Genomic DNA, 18,571 nt, shown 5'->3' with positions numbered 1-18,571 from the left:
CGCTTAAGCGCTCAACATTTCTTCCAACATCGCCCGCGTTGAATTGAGGCGCGGATTCCACAGCCCGCGGTCTTGGGCCTCGATCAGGCGTTCGATCATGTCTTTGAGGGCGTCGGGATTGTTGTCGCGCAAAAAGTCCCGCACCCGCTGATCGTCCAGATATGCCTGGAACACCGCGTCGAAGTGGTGGTCTTTGACACATCTGGCCGTGGCGGCGAACGACACCAGATAGTCGACCGTCGCGGCCATTTCGAACGCGCCCTTGTAGCCGTGCCGCATCACGCCGTCGATCCATTTGGGATTGACCACGCGCGCCCGCACCACCCGGCCGATTTCGTCGTCCAGGGTGCGGGCTTTGGGGATTTCCGGGCGCGAGTGATCGACATGCCAGGTGGCGGGCTGGCTACCCGAAAGCACCCGTACCGCCGCCGTGATGCCGCCTTCGAACTGGTAGTAGTCATCGCTGTCGAGCAGATCGTGTTCGCGGTTGTCTTGGTTTTGCACCACCGCTTCGATGGATTTGAGGCGCGTTTCGAACAGACCGTGGCGGGCTTCGCCCTCGGCCCCGGACCCATAGGCGTAACCACCCCAGGCCACGTATGCCTTGGCCAGATCGGCCTCGGTCTCCCAGCCCTTTTCGTCCATCAACGCCTGCAGGCCCGCGCCATAAGCCCCGGGCATGGAGCCGAAAACGCGAAATCCGGCGCGGCGCTCAGCCTCAAGTGCATCTACACCGCTTGCTATGAGTTCCGCGCTTTCAGACCTGACCCGCGCGGCCAGCGGATTTTGCGCGGCGTCTTCGTCGAGTTTCGAGACCGCGCGCACGGCGCTGTCGAACAGGTCGATCAGGCCGGGAAATGCATCGCGGAAAAAACCCGAAATGCGCAGCGTCACGTCGATGCGCGGGCGGCCCAGGATGTCGGCGGGCAGAACCTCGAACCCCGTGACCCGGCGGCTGGCCGCGTCCCAGGTCGGGCGCACGCCCATCAACGCCAGGGCCTGGGCGATGTCGTCGCCGCCGGTGCGCATGTTCGACGTACCCCACGCGGTCAAAGCCATGGTTTTCGGCCATTCACCGTGGGCTTGCAAGTGTGCGTCCAGCAAAATGCCCGCCGATTTCCAGCCCAGGGTCCACGCCGCAGGGGTGGGCACGGCGCGGGTGTCGACGCTGTAGAAATTGCGCCCGGTGGGCAGCACGTCCGGGCGGCCGCGGGTCGGCGCGCCGGATGGGCCGGGTTCGACGAAGCGCCCTTCCAAACCGCGCACGATGCCTTGGATTTCCGCCGCGCCGCAGGCTTCGACGGCGGGGCGGATGCGGTTTTCAAGCTCCGCCATCACCATCGCCGTGCGGCTCCAGTCCGTATGCACGCGCGTTTCGCCTTTGACCAGCGCCAGCGCCAGCGCCTCAAGCCGTTCGACCGTGTCGCCCGCACTGCGCCAGACATCTTGCACCGCTTGCAATATTTCAGGCTTGGGTCCGGCCCACGCGGCGGCCATGTCACAATCGAGCGGATCGAAACCGAGACACAAATCATCCGCCAAGGCGCGGATCAACGAGGCGTCCTTGGGCTCGGTGCCGCGCGACACCCGCACCAGCGCGACCAGCAACGCATGCAGCAAATCACCGCTGGGCGACGTACCGAAAATATGCAGGCCGTCACGGATCTGCATTTCCTTGAGCTCGCACAAATACGCGTCCAGTTGCGCCAGGCGCACGTCTTCGCCCGCGCCTTCGTCCATGCCCGCGTCCTGTGCCAGTCCGGTGACGTGGCACAGCTCCAAAATGTCGCGCTTGAGGACTTTGGTACGGCGCGGATCGGTACCGGAGGCTTCGAAATATTCATCCACCAACTGTTCCAAGTCGCGCAACGGGCCATAGCTTTCGGCGCGGGTCAACGGTGGGGTCAGATGATCGACAATCACCGCACCGGCGCGGCGCTTGGCCTGGGTGCCTTCACCGGGATCGTTGACGATAAAGGGGTAAAGGTGCGGCAACGGCCCCAAGGCGATTTCGGGGAAGCATTCGGCGCTCAGCGCCACGGCTTTGCCCGGCAACCATTCGAGATTGCCGTGCTTGCCGAAATGCACGATCGCATCGGCGTCGAATTCTTCGCGCAGCCAGGCGTAAAACGCCAGATAGCCATGCGGCGGAACCAGATCGGGATCGTGATAAGTTTTTTCGGGATCGATGTTGTAGCCGCGCGCGGGCTGCAAGCCGATGGCCACTTCGCCGCACAGAAACACCGAAATGGCGAAGTGCTGGTCGCTGCGCATAAACGGGTCAGCCTCCGGCTCACCCCATTGCTCGTTGACCCGGCGGCGCACGGATTCCGGCAAGGTGGCGAAAAAGTCCTGGTAGGCATCCAGGCTCAAGGTCACCTCGGCGGTGGCGATGGTATCGGGCTTGTGGCTGTTGGTCGGCCCGGCCTTGAGGCGTTCGATCAGCGCGTTGCCGTCTTCGGGGATGTCTTCGACCTCGAACCCGGCGACTTTCATTGCATGCAATGTATTGACGATACCCGCCGGAGTGTCGAGCCCCACGCCGTTGCCCAGACGGGCGTCGCGGTTGGGATAGTTCGCCAGCACGATGGCGACGCGCTTGGACCAGTTTTCCTGGGTGCGCAGCCACGACCAGCGTTGCGCCAAGTCGGCGACGAATTCGAGACGGTCGGCGACCGGCTGGTAACCGACCAGATCGCACTGGGTGTCGGGGTCGCGTTCCGACAGATCCTTGAACGACACCGCGCGGCTGATGATGCGGCCATCGATTTCCGGCAGCGCCACGTTCATGGCGATGTCGCGCGGCCCCAGGCCCCAGGTGTTTTCAGCCCACGCCACCTGATTTCCGCCCGACAAGATCACCTGCAAAATCGGCAGGTCAAAAGCGTCGAACGGCGTCTCGGCGCGCACCGCGCCGGGGCTGGACGCGGCGAAACCGGTGGTGTTGAGCACGCAACCGAGCGGCAAGATCTCCGCATCATGAGCGCGTTCCAACAGGTCTGTGACGGTGGCTTGGCTGACCGGGTCCTTCAGCGAGGCAACGTAAATCGGCAATGGGTTGAGCCCGGCGAATTGCAGCGCATCGACCAAATCGTCGATCACGGCGAGATTGCCGCTGAGAAAAAGGGCACGGTAAAAAATCACCGGCGTCACCGCCAAGCCTTCACGCCAGCGCGGATACTTGATGTCCGACAGCGCGACGCCGCCCAGGCCAGGCCAATAGAGGCCCGCGGGCAGCACCGGGCGGGGTTCGATATAGTCGCACGGATAGCCGATCAGCGCAGCGGCGCATTCGACGAAACCGCGCGCGTTGTCCGGCCCGCCGAGCACCAGGTATTGCCACAAGCGGTGAGCGTCTTCCTGACCGAGGGACGAAAAACCGCTGAGTTCCGCGTCGGGTTGATCGTCGCCGGGCAAAAACGCCACCGCAATACCCGCCGCGCGACACGCCGCCGCGACTTCGTCGACGCCGTAAGGCCAATAGCCGCGACCGCCCAATACCCGCACCACCACCAGCTTGGCGTGGCGCACGACCTCTTCCACATACAAATCCACCGACATGTTGTGGCCGAGGTGCAGCATGTTCGCCAAACGCAGCGACGGAAAATCGATCGCGCCATCGGCGGCGGCGCGGCGCGCCATCGCCAGGGCGGAAATTTCGGTGTCTGCAGCGGTGATGACGACGATGTCGCCGGGCGTCTGGCCGAGATCGACGGCTTCCGATCCGTCCTGGACGCTTCCCGGTTGGGCGGCGAGCAGATGCATCAGGCCGCGCTTTCTTGGGCATCAGCCGCGAGGGCGCCGGCAATCGCGGCGTGATCGATCCCCGCTTGGCCGATCACCACCAAGCGGCCCTGGCGATCTTCGCCGTCGGCCCAGGGGCGGTCGAAATAGCGCGTGAACCGCGTGCCGACGCCCTGCACCACGTGACGCATGGGCTTGCCCGCAACCTCGACGAAGCCCTTGATGCGCAGCACGTTGTGGGCTTCGACGATTTCGATCAGGCGTGCTTCCAGGGCGGCGGGGTCTCGCTGCACCGGGACGTCGACGATGAAGCTGTCGAAATCGTCGTGGTCGTGGTCGTGATGATGGTCGTGGTCGTCGTCATCGTCATGATCGTCGTGGTGATGGTCGTGATGGGACGGACGCGCGTCGAGGTCGTCTTCCGCGCCCGCATCCAGGCCCAGCAACACATCGACGCCGATGTTGCCGTGCGACGTCGCGACCACGTGCACGCCGGGGCGCAGCCTGGCGGTCAGCTCGGCGATCAAGCGTTTGCTCTCGTCTTCGCCGATCACATCGGCTTTGTTGAGCAGCACCATGTCGGCTGCGAGCAATTGGTCGGTGAAGACCTCTTCCAACGGGTTGTCGTGGTCCAGGCTTTCATCGGCTTCGCGTTGCGCCTGCACCGCCGCGATGTTGGAGGCGAACTGTCCCGCTGCCAAAGCCGGGCCGTCGACCACCGACACCACGCCGTCGACGGTGACGCGGGTCTTGATTTCGGGCCAGTTGAAGGCGCGGATCAACGGCTTGGGCAATGCCAGACCGGAGGTCTCGATAACGATGTGATCGGGCGGGGTGTCGCGATCGATCAGCGCTTCCATGACCGGCAGGAAGTCGTCGGCCACGGTGCAGCAGATGCAGCCGTTGGCCAGTTCCACCACGTCGTCCTCATGGCAACCTTCGATGCCGCAGCCGTTGACGATCTGGCGGTCGATGCCGAGATCGCCGAATTCGTTGATGATCAGCGCGATGCGTTTGCCGCCGGCGTTTTCCAGCATATGGCGGATCAAGGTCGTCTTGCCCGCGCCGAGAAAGCCGGTGATCACGGTGGCGGGAATTTTGCGGAGTTGGTTCATCGGTCGGGGACGTCCTTATTCGCTTTTGAGAATCTGCGGCAATCCAGCCACAACCAGCACCGCGCGATTGGCGTGCGCCGCTGTTATTTGGTTCACAATACCCAGCGCGTCAACAAAAGACCGCGCGACGGCGTTCATCGGAATCACGCCAAGGCCGACTTCTTCCGAAACGGCTATCACCGGCGCGGGGTGATCCAGCATCGCTTGGGCCAGGGCTTCGGCCTCCACCACCGGGGCGCGACCTTCGAACTGCATGTTCGACACCCACATGCCAAGACTGTCGATCAGCACCGGCTTGCCGCCGTAAAGTTTTTTCGCCTGGCCCAAGGCGTGGACCAAATCGACGCGCTCTTCCACCGTGACCCACCCTTCGGCCCGGCGCTCTTGATGTGCGGCGATGCGCTCGGCCATTTCGTCGTCCGTCGCGTGGCCGGTGGCGAGATACACGCCGCCCGTTCGCATCAGGCTTTCCGCATAGGCGCTTTTGCCCGAACGCTGGCCGCCCAGGACCAGCGTCAAGGGCGGCAATGTGGTGGTTTGATGTGCCAAGGTCTCGCTCCCGAATCCGGCGCCAACAGTATCAAATCATGTTGAGGCCGACCACCCGCCAACTGCCGCCGCGCTTGACCCGCACACCGTCCGCGATGTGGTCGAGACGGGTGAGAGAGGTGTTTTTCACATCCAACGCCAAGGCTTGCGCCGCGCTCAGCCCCAAGGCATGGGCGACGGCGGCGCGAATCGCACCGGCATGGGCCACACACACGATGTCGCGGCCGGAGTTTTCCGCGGTGATGGCTTGCAGCCGCGCGCTGACACGTGCGCACACGGCGGCGAAGCTCTCAGAATTGTGATTCGCGCTGGGGGGCGGGGCGACATTGGCGGGATCGGCCCAAAAAGCCTGGGTCTCGGCGTCATTGAACTGGTCGATTTCCGCCCAGGTCTTCGAGGTCCACGCACCGAACGCCTGCTCGGCGAAATCCGTCTCGACCAGCGGCTCAATGCGCTCCGCCCCAGCCTGCCATAGCGCTTCCGCCGTTTGGCGGGTGCGTTTGAGGTTCGTGGTAATCCACACCGCGCCCAAAGGCAGCCGGGCTGCTACGGCAGCGAACGACGCCGTATCGGATAGATCGGTGTCGATGTCGAACTGCCCCGACAGCTTGCCCAGTTTGGCGTCCACCACCGGGGCGTGACGGACCCACCACCAGCGGGTGACGACCATTTGGTGGGGCGTTTCAGACGGCGCACTCATACATAAAACACCGTACGAAATGCCACCGCCATGCCCGCCAGAACCAAGGCTTCCGCGACCTGCTGGGCCGCGCCCAAAACGTCGCCGGTGAAGCCGCCGATCTGGCGTTGCGCCAACCAGCCGACACTTGCAACCCCGACAACGGCCAGACCGGCCGCCAACAGGCCCGGGCCCAAGCCCAACACCAGCAAGGCGACCAGCACGCCCAAGATCGCCGCGACCACCGCATCGTCGCGATCGGGCGCGCCCGCACCGCGACCGAGACCGCCACGGCGCGCGGGTTCCATCACCACCATCATCAGCGGCAGCAGCGCGCGCGACAGCACGTGCGCGCCGACCAGCGCGCTAACGGCCAACACCGGCGCGTTGAAACCGCCCAGGCTGGCAGCCTTGAAACCGATGCCCAAAATCAACGCCAACACGCCATACGCGCCGATGTGACTGTCTTTCATGATGGCGAGTTTTTTGGCTTTGCTCGCCCCGCCGCCGAACCCGTCTGCAACGTCGGCCAGACCGTCTTCGTGCAGCGCGCCGGTCACCAATGCGCCCACGATCAAAGCCAAAAACGCCGCCGCCAAAGGATGCAGTCCCAATTGCGCCCCGGCCCACAACGCCAAACCCGCCAGCGCGCCGACCAAAAGCCCCACCACCGGCCAGGCACGGACCGTTTCGGCCAGCGGCGTCATGCCCTTGCCCTTGTCCGTTTCATCGCTTTCAACCGGTTCGTCCGGCAGCGGCGCGTTCCACCAACCGGGCAACGGCACCCGGGTGAGAAACAGCCACGCGGTGGTGAAGCGGTCCATCGCGCGGCGAAAATACGGCGTCGACGGCCCTTCGCCATGCATGGCGTCGGGATGCAGTTCTTCGTTTTGTTCGCGGGCCCTTTTCATTGGGATGCTCTCATTTATTTTATGCGCGGCGCGTGTCAGCGTGTATAAATGCCTGACACTTTTCAAATCTTATGTTTTTTCCGATCCAGCCGCGAGTCCGTTCCATGAATAAAATGCCGACCATCAACACGCTTGACGATGTGCGCCAGATTTTGACCGAACTTCCGGGTCCCGATGTCGAAGCCGCCCGCGCCGCCCAAACGCGCGAGCCGCAGTTGACCAAGCCCGCCGGTTCGCTGGGACGACTGGAACAACTCGCCGCATGGACCGCCACCTGGCAGGGTCGTTATCCGCCGCGCATGACAACCCCCAACGCCCACGTATTTGCGGGCAATCACGGCGTGGTAGCGCAAGGCGTATCGGCGTTTCCCGCCGAGGTCACCAAACAGATGGTGGCCAATTTCGAACGCGGCGGCGCGGCCATCAACCAGATTTGCAAAAGCATCGGCATCGGATTGTGTGTCGAGCAGATGGATCTCGACAATCCGACCCAGGATTTCACGCAAAACCCCGCCATGACCGACACCGAATGCGCCGATGCCATTGCGTTCGGCATGAACGTCGTCGACGAATGTTCCGACGTGGTGTGTCTAGGCGAAATGGGCATCGGCAACACCACATCAGCGGCGGCCATTTGCCTTGCGCTATACGGCGGTTCCGCTTTGACATGGGTTGGGCCCGGCACCGGCCTGGACAAGCCCGGCATCGGTAAAAAGGCCGATGTGATCGGCCTGGGCGTAAAGCTCTACAAACCGCACATGCACGATGGCCTGGACGTGATGCGCTGTTTGGGTGGGCGCGAACTGGCCGCCATTGCCGGCGCGGTGATTGGCGCACGGCTGAAAAAGGTGCCGGTGTTGCTGGACGGCTACGTGTCCACAGCCGCCGCCGCGGTTCTGCCGAGCGTCAACAAACGCGCCCTGGATCACTGCAAAGTCGGCCACATGAGCCAAGAACCCGGCCATAAGCTGTTGTTGGAAAAGCTCGGCAAGGTCGCCCTGCAAGACCACAGCATGCGCCTTGGCGAAGGCACCGGCGCGGCGTTGGCGGTGGCGTTGTTGAAAGCCGCCGTGGCGTGTCACAACGACATGGCGACGTTCGCCGAAGCCGGCGTCAGCGATAAGGACGCGGGCGAAAAAGACGCCTGAAGCGTCATTCGCCTTGCTGCATCAACAGGCCTTTGACGCGGGCCATTTTCATCATGTGCAGGAAAAACAACGTCGCCAAGCTCAACAGCACGACGTTGAGCCCTGCCGCCCAAAAGAAGTGGTTCCACGCGAACACGCCGTCGAACAGCACCCCACGCATGCCCTCGAAGACGTGCGCGGACGGCAGCGACAGCGCGATCACTTGCAACCATTCGGGCAAGGCGCTGACCGGGTAGTAGATCGCGCTGACCGGGGCGAGCAGAAATATACCCAACCAGCACAAACTTTCCGCGCCCAATCCGAACCGCAAAATCAACGCCGCCACGGTGAGGCCGATGACCGATCCGAACACCAACAAATTGATGAAAAACACCACCAGCGGCACGCCCAGGTCGAACACCCACACATCGAAGAACGGCAACGCCAAAAACGCCGCCGGGGTCACGGAAATCAGCGTGCGCACCAGGCTCATCAAGATCAGCGCTGCAATCAGTTCGGAATCGCGCAGCGGACTGACGAACATCTGCGCCAAATTGCGCGACCACATTTCTTCAATGAACGGCAAGCTCACGCCCAAATTTGCGCGAAACAACACATCCCACAGCAATACCGCGGAAATGAGAACGCCTGCGGCCTCAGCCACCCATGAGCTGTGGCCCAAGAAAAACTTGGTCACGAACCCCCACAGCACCATCTGGATCAACGGCCAATAGGCCAATTCCAACAGGCGCGGCCACGAGCGCCGCAGCACGTAAAGATGACGCAACATCACCGCCAACACGCGGCGGAAAGAAAAGTTCGTTTGAGGAACGCAAACGCCATCGGGTTCGTTCATTTTGCCGTCTCCTCCGCCTGCGCTGCCTGTGCCGGTGCGCGTGCGATGTCGAGAAAAACTTGTTCCAAGTTATCGCGCCCATGGCGTTTGATGAGTTCTTTCGGCGCACCTTGATCGACGATCTTGCCGCCGCGCATCATCAGTACCTGATCGGCCAAGCGTTCGACCTCACCCATGTTGTGCGACGCCAGCAAGATGCTCGCGCCGGTGCGCGCGCGGTAGCGTTCCAGGTACGTGCGCACCCAATCGCCGGTGTCGGGATCGAGCGACGCGGTGGGTTCGTCCATCAGCATCAAAGCGGGTGCATTGAGCAACGATTTGGCCAGCGCCACGCGGGTTTTTTGTCCCGCCGACAAGTCGCCGAACGGGCGCTTGATGAAGCCGGAGAGTTCCAAGTCCTCGCTCAGCTCGGCAATCCGGCCCTTGACGTCACGCACCCCGTAGAGATGGGCGTAGACGGTGAGGTTTTCCCACACCTTCAACCGCTTGGGCAGATCCACGTAAGGGCTGGAGAAATTCATGCAGCCGAGCACCTTGTGACGCTCTTCGGGCATGCGCGCACCGAGCACCCGGACCTCGCCGCTGGTCGGGCTGAGCAGCCCCAGCAACATCGAAATGGTGGTGGTCTTGCCCGCGCCGTTGCCGCCCAACAGCGCCACCGTACATCCGGCCTCGACACGAAACGAAATACCGTTCACCGCATCCACGCCGTCGAACGATTTGGTGAGGTCGGTGACTTCGATAACGGGCGATGCGGCCATGTTCATCGGCTCAGGTGGTGTCGCGTTCGATGCGGTGCTTGATCTTGAGCAGCTGGCGGCGGCGCTCGTCTTCGGCGATCAGATGCTCGATATAGTGGCCTTGAAACATGTTGATGCCGACCGAGCGTCCGAAATCGACCGCTTCGCGGTTGTCGCAGCGCGCCATGATGACGGTGGTGCGCCCGGCCTCTTCGACCAGATCACGCAGTTTCTTGCGCATCTGCTGGCCGCCGTCGACCAGTTCGGGATTCCACATCACCTTGACGTAATCGACGCCGAGACGCTCACGGTTGATCATCGACATGTTTTGATGGGTCAAACCGTCAAGACAGATGCGGTAGCCCTTTTCCTGGCAGAACTCGCGCACGAACAAGAACGCGCCAAGGTCGGCGAAGATGTCGATCTTTTGCAGCTCCAACACCATCGAGCCGCGCCGTGCGGCGGAAATGCCGTCGTCGAAGGCCATGAACTCAGGGCTCATCAAGGTCGAGACATTGACGTTGAAGCTGATATCGCCGGTGATCGAAAAGCGGTCTGTTTTCGACAGCAATGACAACACGCGCTTGTCCAGGCTTTCGGTGAGATATTGAAACAGCCACCGGTTCGAGGTCAGATTGATGCCCGGCATCATGGTTTCGCGCAGATCCATGATGGAGATATAGAGCTCCGAAAAAATCGGTTCCGGCACCAGTTTCTTGCTCACCCCGCACACAAACTGGCGGCGCACCAGACTGGTCAGGTCGGTGCGCTGCAACGCCTTGACCGCGCGGCCGAGAATTTCCGGCGACAACGGCTCGCCGTGATCTTGGCGCGCCTTCAACGCCGCACGCACGTTTGAGCGCGTTGCCGGGCGCTTGGTGGTTTCACCGTCCTCGCTCATGCCGCGGACCATTTTGATCAACTGGTCGTAGCCCGTTTCGACGTCGTACCAGGTCACGAAATCGGCTTCGGAGCGCGATTTTTCGTCAAACAGCGGATCGTCGGAAAACAGGAACTTGACCTTCTGCACCGTGTCTTCGACGCGGGTGTGGGCTTCGGCTTTGTAGACGAAAAACAGGTCGAGATTTTTCAGTTCGAAAAGTTGACCCATCAAGTCGCTGACCAACGCCTCGAAGCTGTTGGTGGCGGCGCGGATATGGTGTTCGCGGCGGTTGGCGGGCATCAGGCTGGAAATGTTGATGCGCACCGCCTTGCGCCCTTCGCGGCGATTTTCCAGCCGGCGCAGGTATTCCAGCAACAACTGTTCCTGGGTGCGGCGGTGCATGTGCGTGGGTGAGGATGAAGGCCGGACAGCCATGTCAGCACGCTCCTCGCTCGATGGTTAACCCTGCGCTCATTTGATCAAACCCTTGCTCGCCATCGCCTCGACAACCTTGTCGATAAAGTGCCCCTGAAAGCACCGGATGCCAAGATCGAGGCCCCAGCTTACACCCTCTTCCGAATCCACCCGCGACAGCACCACCCCGCCTTCGTGCATGTTCGACACCACCGCGCGAATGTTGCGGGTCTGCTCCTGACCGACGCCGCCGCGCACCTCGGGTCCCCACGTGATCTTGATGTAATCCGCTTCTAAAAGCGACGGGTCGAAAAAATGCAAGGTCAGCGGGTTGAGCCCGTCGATCAAGACCTTGTATCCGTGATCCTGCAACCAATCGCGCACAAATGCGTAAGCGCCCATGTCGGCGAATACGTCGATGATTTGAATTTCGACGATCACGTTTTGGGTGTTTTCGCCGATCAGGGCGTGAAAGTTCTGAAATGGCCGGGTCATGATGGTGGAAATGTTGAGGTTGACGCTTAACGGCACGTCCATGTTGACGTAATCCAGCCGCGCCAAAACCTCCAGGACCCGGGCATCGATGGTTTCGGACAAATACTGAAACAGCCAGTGACTGGAAAAAATATTGATGTCGGCGGCAATGCGCGCACGCAATTCTTCCATGGCGACGAAGTGTTCGCGAAACGCCAACTGTTGCGATTTCCCGGCCGTCACCACCACGGCGGGCTGGCGGTGAACCAGGTCGCCGACGCGCGCTTCCAACAGCTTCTGCACAATGCCTTGCAGCATCGTCGGAACCAACGGTTCGCCGGTCATGACCTTGGACGCGCGCCCGGTGGACACACTTTCGGCTTGCTGATTTTTGACTTCTTCGCGGTGCGCCAACGCGTCGGCCACGGCGTCAACGAAATCCTTGACGTCCTTGGGCTGACTGAGATCGTACCAGGTCGAAAAACGGTCCTCGGCGGAACCGTCCTCGGTCAAGGTCAAGGGGTCTTCGTTGAACAGCGCGCGAACCCGAAACACCGCGTCATCGACATCGTCGACTGGGGTGTTGCGGCACAACAGCGCCACGTCGGCGTTGGTGAAATTGAACACCTGGACGTCCTGCTTCGAGGCCAAACTGTCGAGCGAACGACCCACCATGCGCAAAAAATGCGGCTGGCGGTGACTGGGGCGCAGTTCGGACAAGTGCAAATGCACGGCGAACACACCTGCCATGTTGTTGCGCATGCGACCGAGCACATCCAACAGCCTTTTCTCCTGGCTGGGCGGGTTGTGCTCTTGTCCGGCGCTGAATGCCTCGGAATAATCCGCCATAAGCGACGCTGGGCCTCCAAAAAAATCCGATTCTGACATGGTACGGATAAGTGGTTAATAGGCAATGACCGAAAATCCGCCGATTGCCCTTATGTGCTTGCGTTTTGAGTGCAAAACTCACATGTAGACCACCATGAACGAGATTCAGAGCCGCGATTTCACCACTCAAGCCCCCTGCGTGCCCGAAGATACGCGGGTGTACGCCATTGGCGACATCCACGGGCGCCTGGACCTGCTCAATCGCTTGCTCGACATCATTTCCGAAGACGCCGCCGATGCTCCGCAGCGCAAGGTTTTGGTGACGCTGGGCGATTATGTCGACCGCGGGCCGGATAGCGCAGGCGTGATCGAGCGGCTCTCGAACCTGCACTGGAACGCCCCGTTCGACAAATTTGAGCTGCGCTTTCTCAAAGGCAACCACGAGCTGCTGATGGAGCACTTTCTCGAAGGGCGCGACGACGGCCGCATGTGGCTGGGATGCGGCGGGGAACAAACGCTCAAAAGCTACGGCGCGAACTGGACCGCCCGCGACGCCGCAGCGCGTGTGCCGGAACGTCATCGGCGTTTTATCGCGCAGTTATCGCTGATGCACCGCGAAGGCGATTACGCGTTCGCCCATGCGGGCGTACGTCCTGGGGTCGATTTGGAGCACCAGCGCGCCGAGGATATTTTGTGGATTCGCGCCCGTTTTCTCAACGCAACGCGCAATTTTGGCGCCGTGGTGGTGCACGGTCACACCCCGGTCGACGTGCCCGACGTCTTGGACAACCGCATCGCCATCGACACCCGCGCGTGGGCGTCGGGGACCCTCACCGCGTTGGTTTTGGAAGGGAAAGAACGCCGGTTTCTGTCGACATAGACACGTTGGCGCGGACCTTGCCGGTCGTTAATCAATAATCGCTCTGTATCGGCTTGCGATTCATGATTGTTTGGCTTCTATCTCTTTGAGCTTTCGCGCCGTTTGGGCGATCAAATCGTCGAAATGCTGCAAGTCTGCACCGCCCAAGGCGCCGGTGCGTTCGGCCTCGAACCGAAACAACTGCATATTGTTCAAAAAATTGTTCACCACGTCTTGAACGGACCCCATCATGACCTGCGTCGCAGCAAGGCGCTGTGCAGAGATCTCTTGTTCGTAACGCACTTGGCGACGCTGACGAAGCAAATCGCCCACATAACCGAAGCCGAGCAACACCAGCACGGGGATCACTTCGTCGCCTTCGTAAGGTTCAACCACATGCAAGAATGCGCTAAATGCCCTGCCAAACTCTTCGAAAACATCAAGATTATAGTACAAGGTTACAAGCAAATAGATGCCGCTGATCACTGCCATGCTCGTGGCCAGTCGAAACTGCCTCAGAATCTTCTCTCCGTTTAGCATGCTAACTCACCTTAACCGACGCTTTCGCGCCTTACCTCATAGAGCCATCGATTAATGATTAAAGTACCAGACATGGTGTTAACATTCGCTCAATTCCAATATGTTGCTGCGTTCGCCTTGGCGCTGGCCTGCGAACGCGTTACAAGAGTTGAAACGCGATACGCTTACAGCGACGGCCCCTGGGAGGCACCATGAGTACATTGTCCAATCTCGCGGACTGGATCGAACGATTGAACGGCGCGCGCATCCTGTGCGTGGGTGACGTCATGCTCGATCGATACGTCATGGGCGACGTGCAGCGCATTTCTCCCGAGGCACCGATCCCCGTGCTGCGCGTGGAACGTGAAACCACGATGCTGGGCGGCGCGGGCAACGTCGCCAGCAACGTCGCCGCATTGGGCGGCGGCGGAACCTTCGTCGCCGTAACCGGCGAAGACGAGGGCGGTGACGAAATCGCGCGCTTGTTGGCGCAACTGCAATCCATTCGCGCAGATCTGGTGACGGACAGCGATCGCCGCACCACTTTGAAGACCCGTTTCGTCGGCGCAAATCAGCAATTGATGCGCGCCGATGTCGAAAGCACCGATGCTCTGTCCACCGCGACGCAGGTTGCGGTGCTTGAACGCATCGCCCACATCACCGATCCGGGCATCGGCGCGGTGGTATTGTCGGATTACGGCAAAGGCGTGTTGAGCGACACCGTGGTCCAAGGGGTGATCGCCCAAGCGCACAAAGCAAATATCCCGGTCATCATCGATCCCAAGGGGTGCGATTACAGCCGCTATCGCGGTGCCGATATCATCACGCCCAACAAAAAAGAATTGATGGACGCGACCGCCATGCCCGCGCACAGCGACGACGACGTGGTCGCGGCGTGCCATCACCTCATCGAAACCTGCGGCGTCGGCGGCGTGTTGGCGACCCGCAGCGCAGACGGCATGACCTTGGTGATCAAAGACCGCGCGCCGTTGCACCTGAAAGCCGAAGCGCGCGAAGTGTTCGACGTTTCCGGTGCCGGCGACACCGTTGTGGCGACCTTGGCCTTGGCCTTGGCGGGTGGTGCGGATTTAAACGTGGCCGCATCGCTGGCCAACACCGCCGCCGGTATCGTGGTCGGCAAGGCGGGCACCGCTACGGTCAGCGCCGCCGAACTGACCCGCGCCTTGCACCACCAGGATTTGGGCAACGCCGAAGCCAAACTTTCGGATCTGGAACGCGCCGTCGCCAAAGTCGCGGCATGGCGCGAACAAGGGCTTGAGGTCGGTTTCACCAATGGCTGTTTCGACCTTTTGCACCCCGGACACATTTCGTTGCTCAGCCAAGCGCGCGCCGCTTGCGACCGTCTGGTCGTAGGGCTCAATTCCGACAGTTCCGTGCGTGGGCTCAAGGGCGACAGCCGCCCGGTGCAATCCGAAGCCGCGCGCGCCGCGGTCCTGGGCGCGCTGGCCGCGGTCGACTTAATCGTGCTGTTTTCCGACGAGACCCCGATCAACCTGATCGAAGCCTTGCGCCCCAATGTTTTGGTCAAGGGCGCCGACTACACCATCGATACGGTGGTCGGCGCGGACATCGTTCACGGTTTCGGCGGGCGGGTGGTGCTTGCCGAATTGCTCGACGGGCATAGCACCACCAACACCATCAAGCGCATGAACGCTTAATTCACGCGGCCCGCACTTGGTGCGCGGCGCGAAGGACTTCCCCGATGCGCCTTCAGCCTCAATCGTTTTCGATGGCCATATTGCTGACGGCGCTGGTGTCGGTCGCGCCGCTTTCGACCGACATGTATTTGCCTGCGTTGCCCGCCATTGGACGCGACCTTCAAGCCGATGCCGGTATGGTGCAACTGACGCTGAGCGCCTATTTGATCGGGTTCGCGGGCGGCCAGCTGATCTTGGGGCCGCTTTCGGACCGTTTCGGCCGCAGGCCGGTCCTGCTCGCGGGATTGATGATCTTTGTAATCTCCTCGATCGCATGTTTGCTGGCGAGCAACATCACGATGCTGCTCGTGGCGCGGCTGTTTCAGGCTGTCGGCGCGTGCGCCGGCACCGCCATCAGCCGCGCGGTGGTGCGCGACATTCACGGCGTCAAGGATGCCGCACGCATGCTGGCCCATATGGGCACCGCCATGGCCACCGCGCCGCTGATTGCACCACTGATCGGCGGCCACCTAACAGCAAGCTATGGATGGCAAGCCAACTTTGTCGTGCTGGCGGGCATCGGCGCGTTGATGTTGGTGTTGAGCGTCATCGCCTTACCCGAAACCCATACCCAACCCGATCCTTTGGCACTATCCGTGCGCCGCATGGCGCGCAACTATTCCACTTTGCTGAAGAACGCCACCTTTCGTGATTTCACCTTGAGCAACGCCTTCGGCTTCGCCGGGCTGTTTGGCTTTATCTCCAGTTCCAGTTTCATTTTGATCGACGGCCTGGGGATGCGGCCGGAAACCTTCGGTTTCGCGTTCGCCGTGGTTGTTTTGGGTTACATGTCGGGCACCCAGGTATCGGTTCGCTTGCTCAAAAACCGTTCCTTGGAATACGTGGTCGGATTGGGCGGGCGCATCGCGCTGGTCGCCGGCATCGCCGGATTGCTTACGGTCTGGCTGGCGCCGCCGTCGGTGTTTGCCGTGATCGTGCCGATTTTTTGCTACAACATATCTTTCGGCATCATCATGCCCAACACCATGGCGGGGGGCATCGGACCGTTTCCCCACATGGCAGGCACGGCGTCGGCGCTGATGGGCTTCGTTCAAATGGCGTTGGCGGCGTTCAGCGGCGCGTTGGTGGGCCATCTTTATGACGGCACCGCGCTACCGATGATGGCGGTGATCGCCGTCACCGGGACATTGGCGTGGTTGTTCGCGCAACGCGTCGCGCGGCGTGGAGATCCATCGGCCTAGTTGCCGAACACCGATTTGAAAAATTCTTTGATGAACGTCTCGACCGGGTTGGGCCGATTTTCCGGCGTTGGTCCGTCCTTGGGCGTCGTCAGCACCTCGACCGGCAGGTTTTTCGCCGGCGTTTGCGCCAACGCGGCGGTGGTGAAATCGCGCCACAGCCGCGCGGGGAACGAACCGCCGGTAACATTTTGCATCGGCCGGCCATTGTCGTTGCCCATCCACACCCCGGCGATCAAGTCCGGTGTGTAGCCGATGAACCAGGCGTCGCGATAATCTTGCGAGGTGCCGGTCTTGCCCGCCGCCGGACGCTTCAGGCGGGCACCCTTGCCCGTGCCGTCAGGGCTGGCGATGACGTTGGCCAGCATGCCGTTCATGGCCCCGGCGTAAGCCGCCGGAATCACCCGGCCCGGCCCGCCGCCGGAACGCACATACAGGGGCCGCCCGGCGCTGTCTTGAATTTCACTGATGGCATAGGGCCACAACCCCAGTCCACCGGTTGCGAACGGACCGTATGCGGCGGTCATTTCCAGCAACGAGACCTCGCTGACGCCCAGCGCCAACGACGGCTCGTCGGTCAGGTCGGCGGTGATGCCAAGCTTGCGCGCCATGTCCTGGACCCGTGCGCGCCCGGCCGCTTCCGACACTTTGACCGCCACCGTGTTGATCGAACGCGTCATCGCATCCGTCAGGGTGATATCGCCGAGATATTCGTTTTTGAAATTGCTCGGCGACCACGCGTCGATGGTGACGGGTTCGTCGCGCATCACCGTTTCAGGCGCCAATCCGGCCTCGAACCCGGCCAGGAACACCACCGGCTTGAATGCCGAGCCCGGCTGGCGCTTGGCCTGCACCGCGCGGTTGAATTTGCTTTGCGCATAATTGGCGCCGCCGACCATCGCCAGCACCGCGCCGTCGGGCGCCAGTGCCACCAAGGCAACTTCGGACACAGCACGCTTGTCCGCCGCGCCACCCTTTTTCATCGTGGTCTTGATCAATTTTTCCGCCGCGCGCTGCATGCGCGCATTGAGGCTTACGATCACCGTGACGTCTTGATCCAAGGTCACATAATCGCCGACTTGATCGAGCACCCAGTCGGTGTAGTGGTGCGCCAGCGGCTTGGTGGTGCTTTTTTCGTAGCGCCACCAATTGTGCGGCTGGGTGATGGTCTTGCGGTCGGCCTCGCTGAGATAGCCCGCCGCGACCATGTTGGCGAGCACCACATCGGTGCGTTCGCGGGCCAAGTCGGGATTGATCATGGGATTGTATTTGTTGGGGCCTTTGAGCATGCCCGCCAACATCGCCGCTTCATACGCCGACATGTTGCGCGCCGGCACACCGAAATAGTACTGCGCCGCGGCTTCCGCGCCATAGACCCCTTGGCCGAAATAAACCCGGTTGAGATAGATGGTGAGGATTTGATCCTTGCTGAATTTCGCTTCCAGCCACAACGCCAAAACCACTTCCTGGAGTTTGCGTTTGAGCGTGCGCTTGGGCGACAAGAATAGATTTTTCGCCGCCTGTTGGGTCAGGGTCGAACCGCCCTGGCGAATTCCGCCGGCGCGCACGTTGACCCACATGGCGCGCGCGATGCCGATGGGATCAACCCCCCAGTGGTCGTAAAAGCGCCGATCTTCGGTGGCGAGAATGGCTTGAGGCAATTCCGGCGGCAATTCATCAAGACGTACCGGCGCCCCGTAGCGGTCGCCGCGGCGCGCCAATTCGATGCCGTCACGCGTCACCACCCGGATGGTGGGCTTACGCGTCGCGGCGATGGCTTCGTCGATGTTGGGCAGGTCCCAAGCGATGTAAGCCACCCCGATGCCGAGCAAGATCGTCGCCCACACCCCGGCGACCACCGTCCAATAGGCGATGCGTTTCCAGCGCCTGCGCGGTTTGCCATCCTGTTCGTCGAGAAACGAGGCGTCTTTATCGCTCTTTTTGCTCATAAACGGG

15 protein-coding genes are annotated in these 18,571 nt (G+C 61.6%); 4 read left to right on the top strand and 11 right to left on the bottom strand.

Annotated elements, in window-relative coordinates; translation table 11 throughout:
- Window positions 1–3 precede the first annotated feature (3 nt).
- The 5 genes from cobN to VIN96_RS01680 are packed head-to-tail and all read right to left on the bottom strand — an operon-like array spanning window position 4 to window position 6,998.
- Window positions 4–3,765, bottom strand: a complete 3,762-nt coding sequence (gene cobN / locus VIN96_RS01700) for a cobaltochelatase subunit CobN (RefSeq protein ID WP_331893685.1) — start codon at window positions 3,763–3,765, stop codon at window positions 4–6.
- Window positions 3,765–4,859 (bottom strand): cobalamin biosynthesis protein CobW, encoded by a 1,095-nt coding sequence (gene cobW / locus VIN96_RS01695; protein ID WP_331893684.1) that lies wholly within the window; start codon window positions 4,857–4,859, stop codon window positions 3,765–3,767. The genes cobN and cobW overlap by 1 nt, the downstream gene beginning before the upstream one ends.
- Before the next feature lie 15 nt (window positions 4,860–4,874).
- On the bottom strand, window positions 4,875–5,408 hold the full coding sequence (gene cobU / locus VIN96_RS01690; protein ID WP_331893683.1) for a bifunctional adenosylcobinamide kinase/adenosylcobinamide-phosphate guanylyltransferase: 534 nt from the start codon (window positions 5,406–5,408) through the stop codon (window positions 4,875–4,877).
- A 31-nt stretch (window positions 5,409–5,439) separates the two neighbouring features.
- Window positions 5,440–6,108: a histidine phosphatase family protein gene (locus VIN96_RS01685; protein ID WP_331893682.1), complete on the bottom strand. Its 669-nt coding sequence runs from the start codon at window positions 6,106–6,108 to the stop codon at window positions 5,440–5,442.
- Window positions 6,105–6,998, bottom strand: a complete 894-nt coding sequence (locus VIN96_RS01680) for an adenosylcobinamide-GDP ribazoletransferase (RefSeq protein ID WP_331893681.1) — start codon at window positions 6,996–6,998, stop codon at window positions 6,105–6,107. The genes VIN96_RS01685 and VIN96_RS01680 overlap by 4 nt, the downstream gene beginning before the upstream one ends.
- Before the next feature lie 104 nt (window positions 6,999–7,102).
- Between VIN96_RS01680 and cobT the strand changes: the two genes are divergently transcribed.
- Entirely contained in the window at window positions 7,103–8,146 is a 1,044-nt protein-coding gene (cobT, locus tag VIN96_RS01675) for a nicotinate-nucleotide--dimethylbenzimidazole phosphoribosyltransferase (RefSeq protein WP_331893680.1), read from the top strand.
- A 4-nt stretch (window positions 8,147–8,150) separates the two neighbouring features.
- Here cobT and VIN96_RS01670 read toward each other — a convergent pair whose 3' ends face one another.
- Genes VIN96_RS01670 through VIN96_RS01655 form a run of 4 tightly spaced genes read right to left on the bottom strand, consistent with a single transcriptional unit; the run spans window position 8,151 to window position 12,341 of the window.
- A complete protein-coding gene (locus VIN96_RS01670; protein WP_331893679.1) occupies window positions 8,151–8,981 on the bottom strand; it encodes an ABC transporter permease in 831 nt (276 codons plus the stop codon).
- Complete coding sequence (locus VIN96_RS01665) at window positions 8,978–9,742, bottom strand: ABC transporter ATP-binding protein (protein WP_331893678.1); 765 nt, start codon at window positions 9,740–9,742, stop codon at window positions 8,978–8,980. The genes VIN96_RS01670 and VIN96_RS01665 overlap by 4 nt, the downstream gene beginning before the upstream one ends.
- Window positions 9,743–9,752: 10 nt before the next feature.
- Window positions 9,753–11,039 carry an EAL domain-containing protein gene (locus VIN96_RS01660; RefSeq protein WP_331893677.1) on the bottom strand — a complete coding sequence of 429 codons (1,287 nt, stop codon included), beginning with the start codon at window positions 11,037–11,039 and terminating at the stop codon, window positions 9,753–9,755.
- Window positions 11,040–11,075: 36 nt separating this feature from the next.
- Window positions 11,076–12,341 (bottom strand): EAL domain-containing protein, encoded by a 1,266-nt coding sequence (locus VIN96_RS01655; protein ID WP_331893676.1) that lies wholly within the window; start codon window positions 12,339–12,341, stop codon window positions 11,076–11,078.
- Window positions 12,342–12,474: 133 nt separating this feature from the next.
- On the opposite strand from VIN96_RS01655, the gene VIN96_RS01650 reads away from it, so the two are divergent.
- Complete coding sequence (locus VIN96_RS01650; protein WP_331893675.1) at window positions 12,475–13,200, top strand: metallophosphoesterase; 726 nt, start codon at window positions 12,475–12,477, stop codon at window positions 13,198–13,200.
- Window positions 13,201–13,260: 60 nt separating this feature from the next.
- On the opposite strand, the gene VIN96_RS01645 is transcribed toward VIN96_RS01650, so the two are convergent.
- Window positions 13,261–13,671: a hypothetical protein gene (locus VIN96_RS01645; RefSeq protein WP_331893674.1), complete on the bottom strand. Its 411-nt coding sequence runs from the start codon at window positions 13,669–13,671 to the stop codon at window positions 13,261–13,263.
- Window positions 13,672–13,910: 239 nt separating this feature from the next.
- On the opposite strand from VIN96_RS01645, the gene rfaE1 reads away from it, so the two are divergent.
- On the top strand, window positions 13,911–15,377 hold the full coding sequence (rfaE1, locus tag VIN96_RS01640; protein WP_331893673.1) for a D-glycero-beta-D-manno-heptose-7-phosphate kinase: 1,467 nt from the start codon (window positions 13,911–13,913) through the stop codon (window positions 15,375–15,377).
- Between the two features lie 44 nt (window positions 15,378–15,421).
- Window positions 15,422–16,618, top strand: a complete 1,197-nt coding sequence (locus VIN96_RS01635) for a multidrug effflux MFS transporter (RefSeq protein WP_331893672.1) — start codon at window positions 15,422–15,424, stop codon at window positions 16,616–16,618.
- On the opposite strand, the gene VIN96_RS01630 is transcribed toward VIN96_RS01635, so the two are convergent.
- Window positions 16,615–18,564 carry a PBP1A family penicillin-binding protein gene (locus VIN96_RS01630; RefSeq protein WP_331893671.1) on the bottom strand — a complete coding sequence of 650 codons (1,950 nt, stop codon included), beginning with the start codon at window positions 18,562–18,564 and terminating at the stop codon, window positions 16,615–16,617. The two genes, VIN96_RS01635 and VIN96_RS01630, sit on opposite strands and share 4 nt — an antisense overlap.
- Window positions 18,565–18,571 lie beyond the last annotated feature (7 nt).

The sequence above is a fragment of the Magnetovibrio sp. genome (assembly GCF_036568125.1).
Taxonomy (GTDB): Bacteria; Pseudomonadota; Alphaproteobacteria; order Rhodospirillales; family Magnetovibrionaceae; genus Magnetovibrio.
This window is presented reverse-complemented; position numbering and strand designations above follow the sequence as displayed.

Bases quoted from the DNA above. Each gene is read 5' to 3' on its own strand.
- cobN (WP_331893685.1), bottom strand. From the start codon at position 3,765: ATGCATCTGCTCGCCGCCCAACCGGGAAGCGTCCAGGACGGATCGGAA.
- cobW (WP_331893684.1), bottom strand. From the start codon at position 4,859: ATGAACCAACTCCGCAAAATTCCCGCCACCGTGATCACCGGCTTTCTC.
- VIN96_RS01685 (WP_331893682.1), bottom strand. From the start codon at position 6,108: ATGAGTGCGCCGTCTGAAACGCCCCACCAAATGGTCGTCACCCGCTGG.
- VIN96_RS01680 (WP_331893681.1), bottom strand. From the start codon at position 6,998: ATGAAAAGGGCCCGCGAACAAAACGAAGAACTGCATCCCGACGCCATG.
- cobT (WP_331893680.1), top strand. From the start codon at position 7,103: ATGAATAAAATGCCGACCATCAACACGCTTGACGATGTGCGCCAGATT.
- VIN96_RS01670 (WP_331893679.1), bottom strand. From the start codon at position 8,981: ATGAACGAACCCGATGGCGTTTGCGTTCCTCAAACGAACTTTTCTTTC.
- VIN96_RS01665 (WP_331893678.1), bottom strand. From the start codon at position 9,742: ATGGCCGCATCGCCCGTTATCGAAGTCACCGACCTCACCAAATCGTTC.
- VIN96_RS01660 (WP_331893677.1), bottom strand. From the start codon at position 11,039: ATGGCTGTCCGGCCTTCATCCTCACCCACGCACATGCACCGCCGCACC.
- VIN96_RS01655 (WP_331893676.1), bottom strand. From the start codon at position 12,341: ATGGCGGATTATTCCGAGGCATTCAGCGCCGGACAAGAGCACAACCCG.
- VIN96_RS01650 (WP_331893675.1), top strand. From the start codon at position 12,475: ATGAACGAGATTCAGAGCCGCGATTTCACCACTCAAGCCCCCTGCGTG.
- VIN96_RS01645 (WP_331893674.1), bottom strand. From the start codon at position 13,671: ATGGCAGTGATCAGCGGCATCTATTTGCTTGTAACCTTGTACTATAAT.
- rfaE1 (WP_331893673.1), top strand. From the start codon at position 13,911: ATGAGTACATTGTCCAATCTCGCGGACTGGATCGAACGATTGAACGGC.
- VIN96_RS01635 (WP_331893672.1), top strand. From the start codon at position 15,422: ATGCGCCTTCAGCCTCAATCGTTTTCGATGGCCATATTGCTGACGGCG.
- VIN96_RS01630 (WP_331893671.1), bottom strand. From the start codon at position 18,564: ATGAGCAAAAAGAGCGATAAAGACGCCTCGTTTCTCGACGAACAGGAT.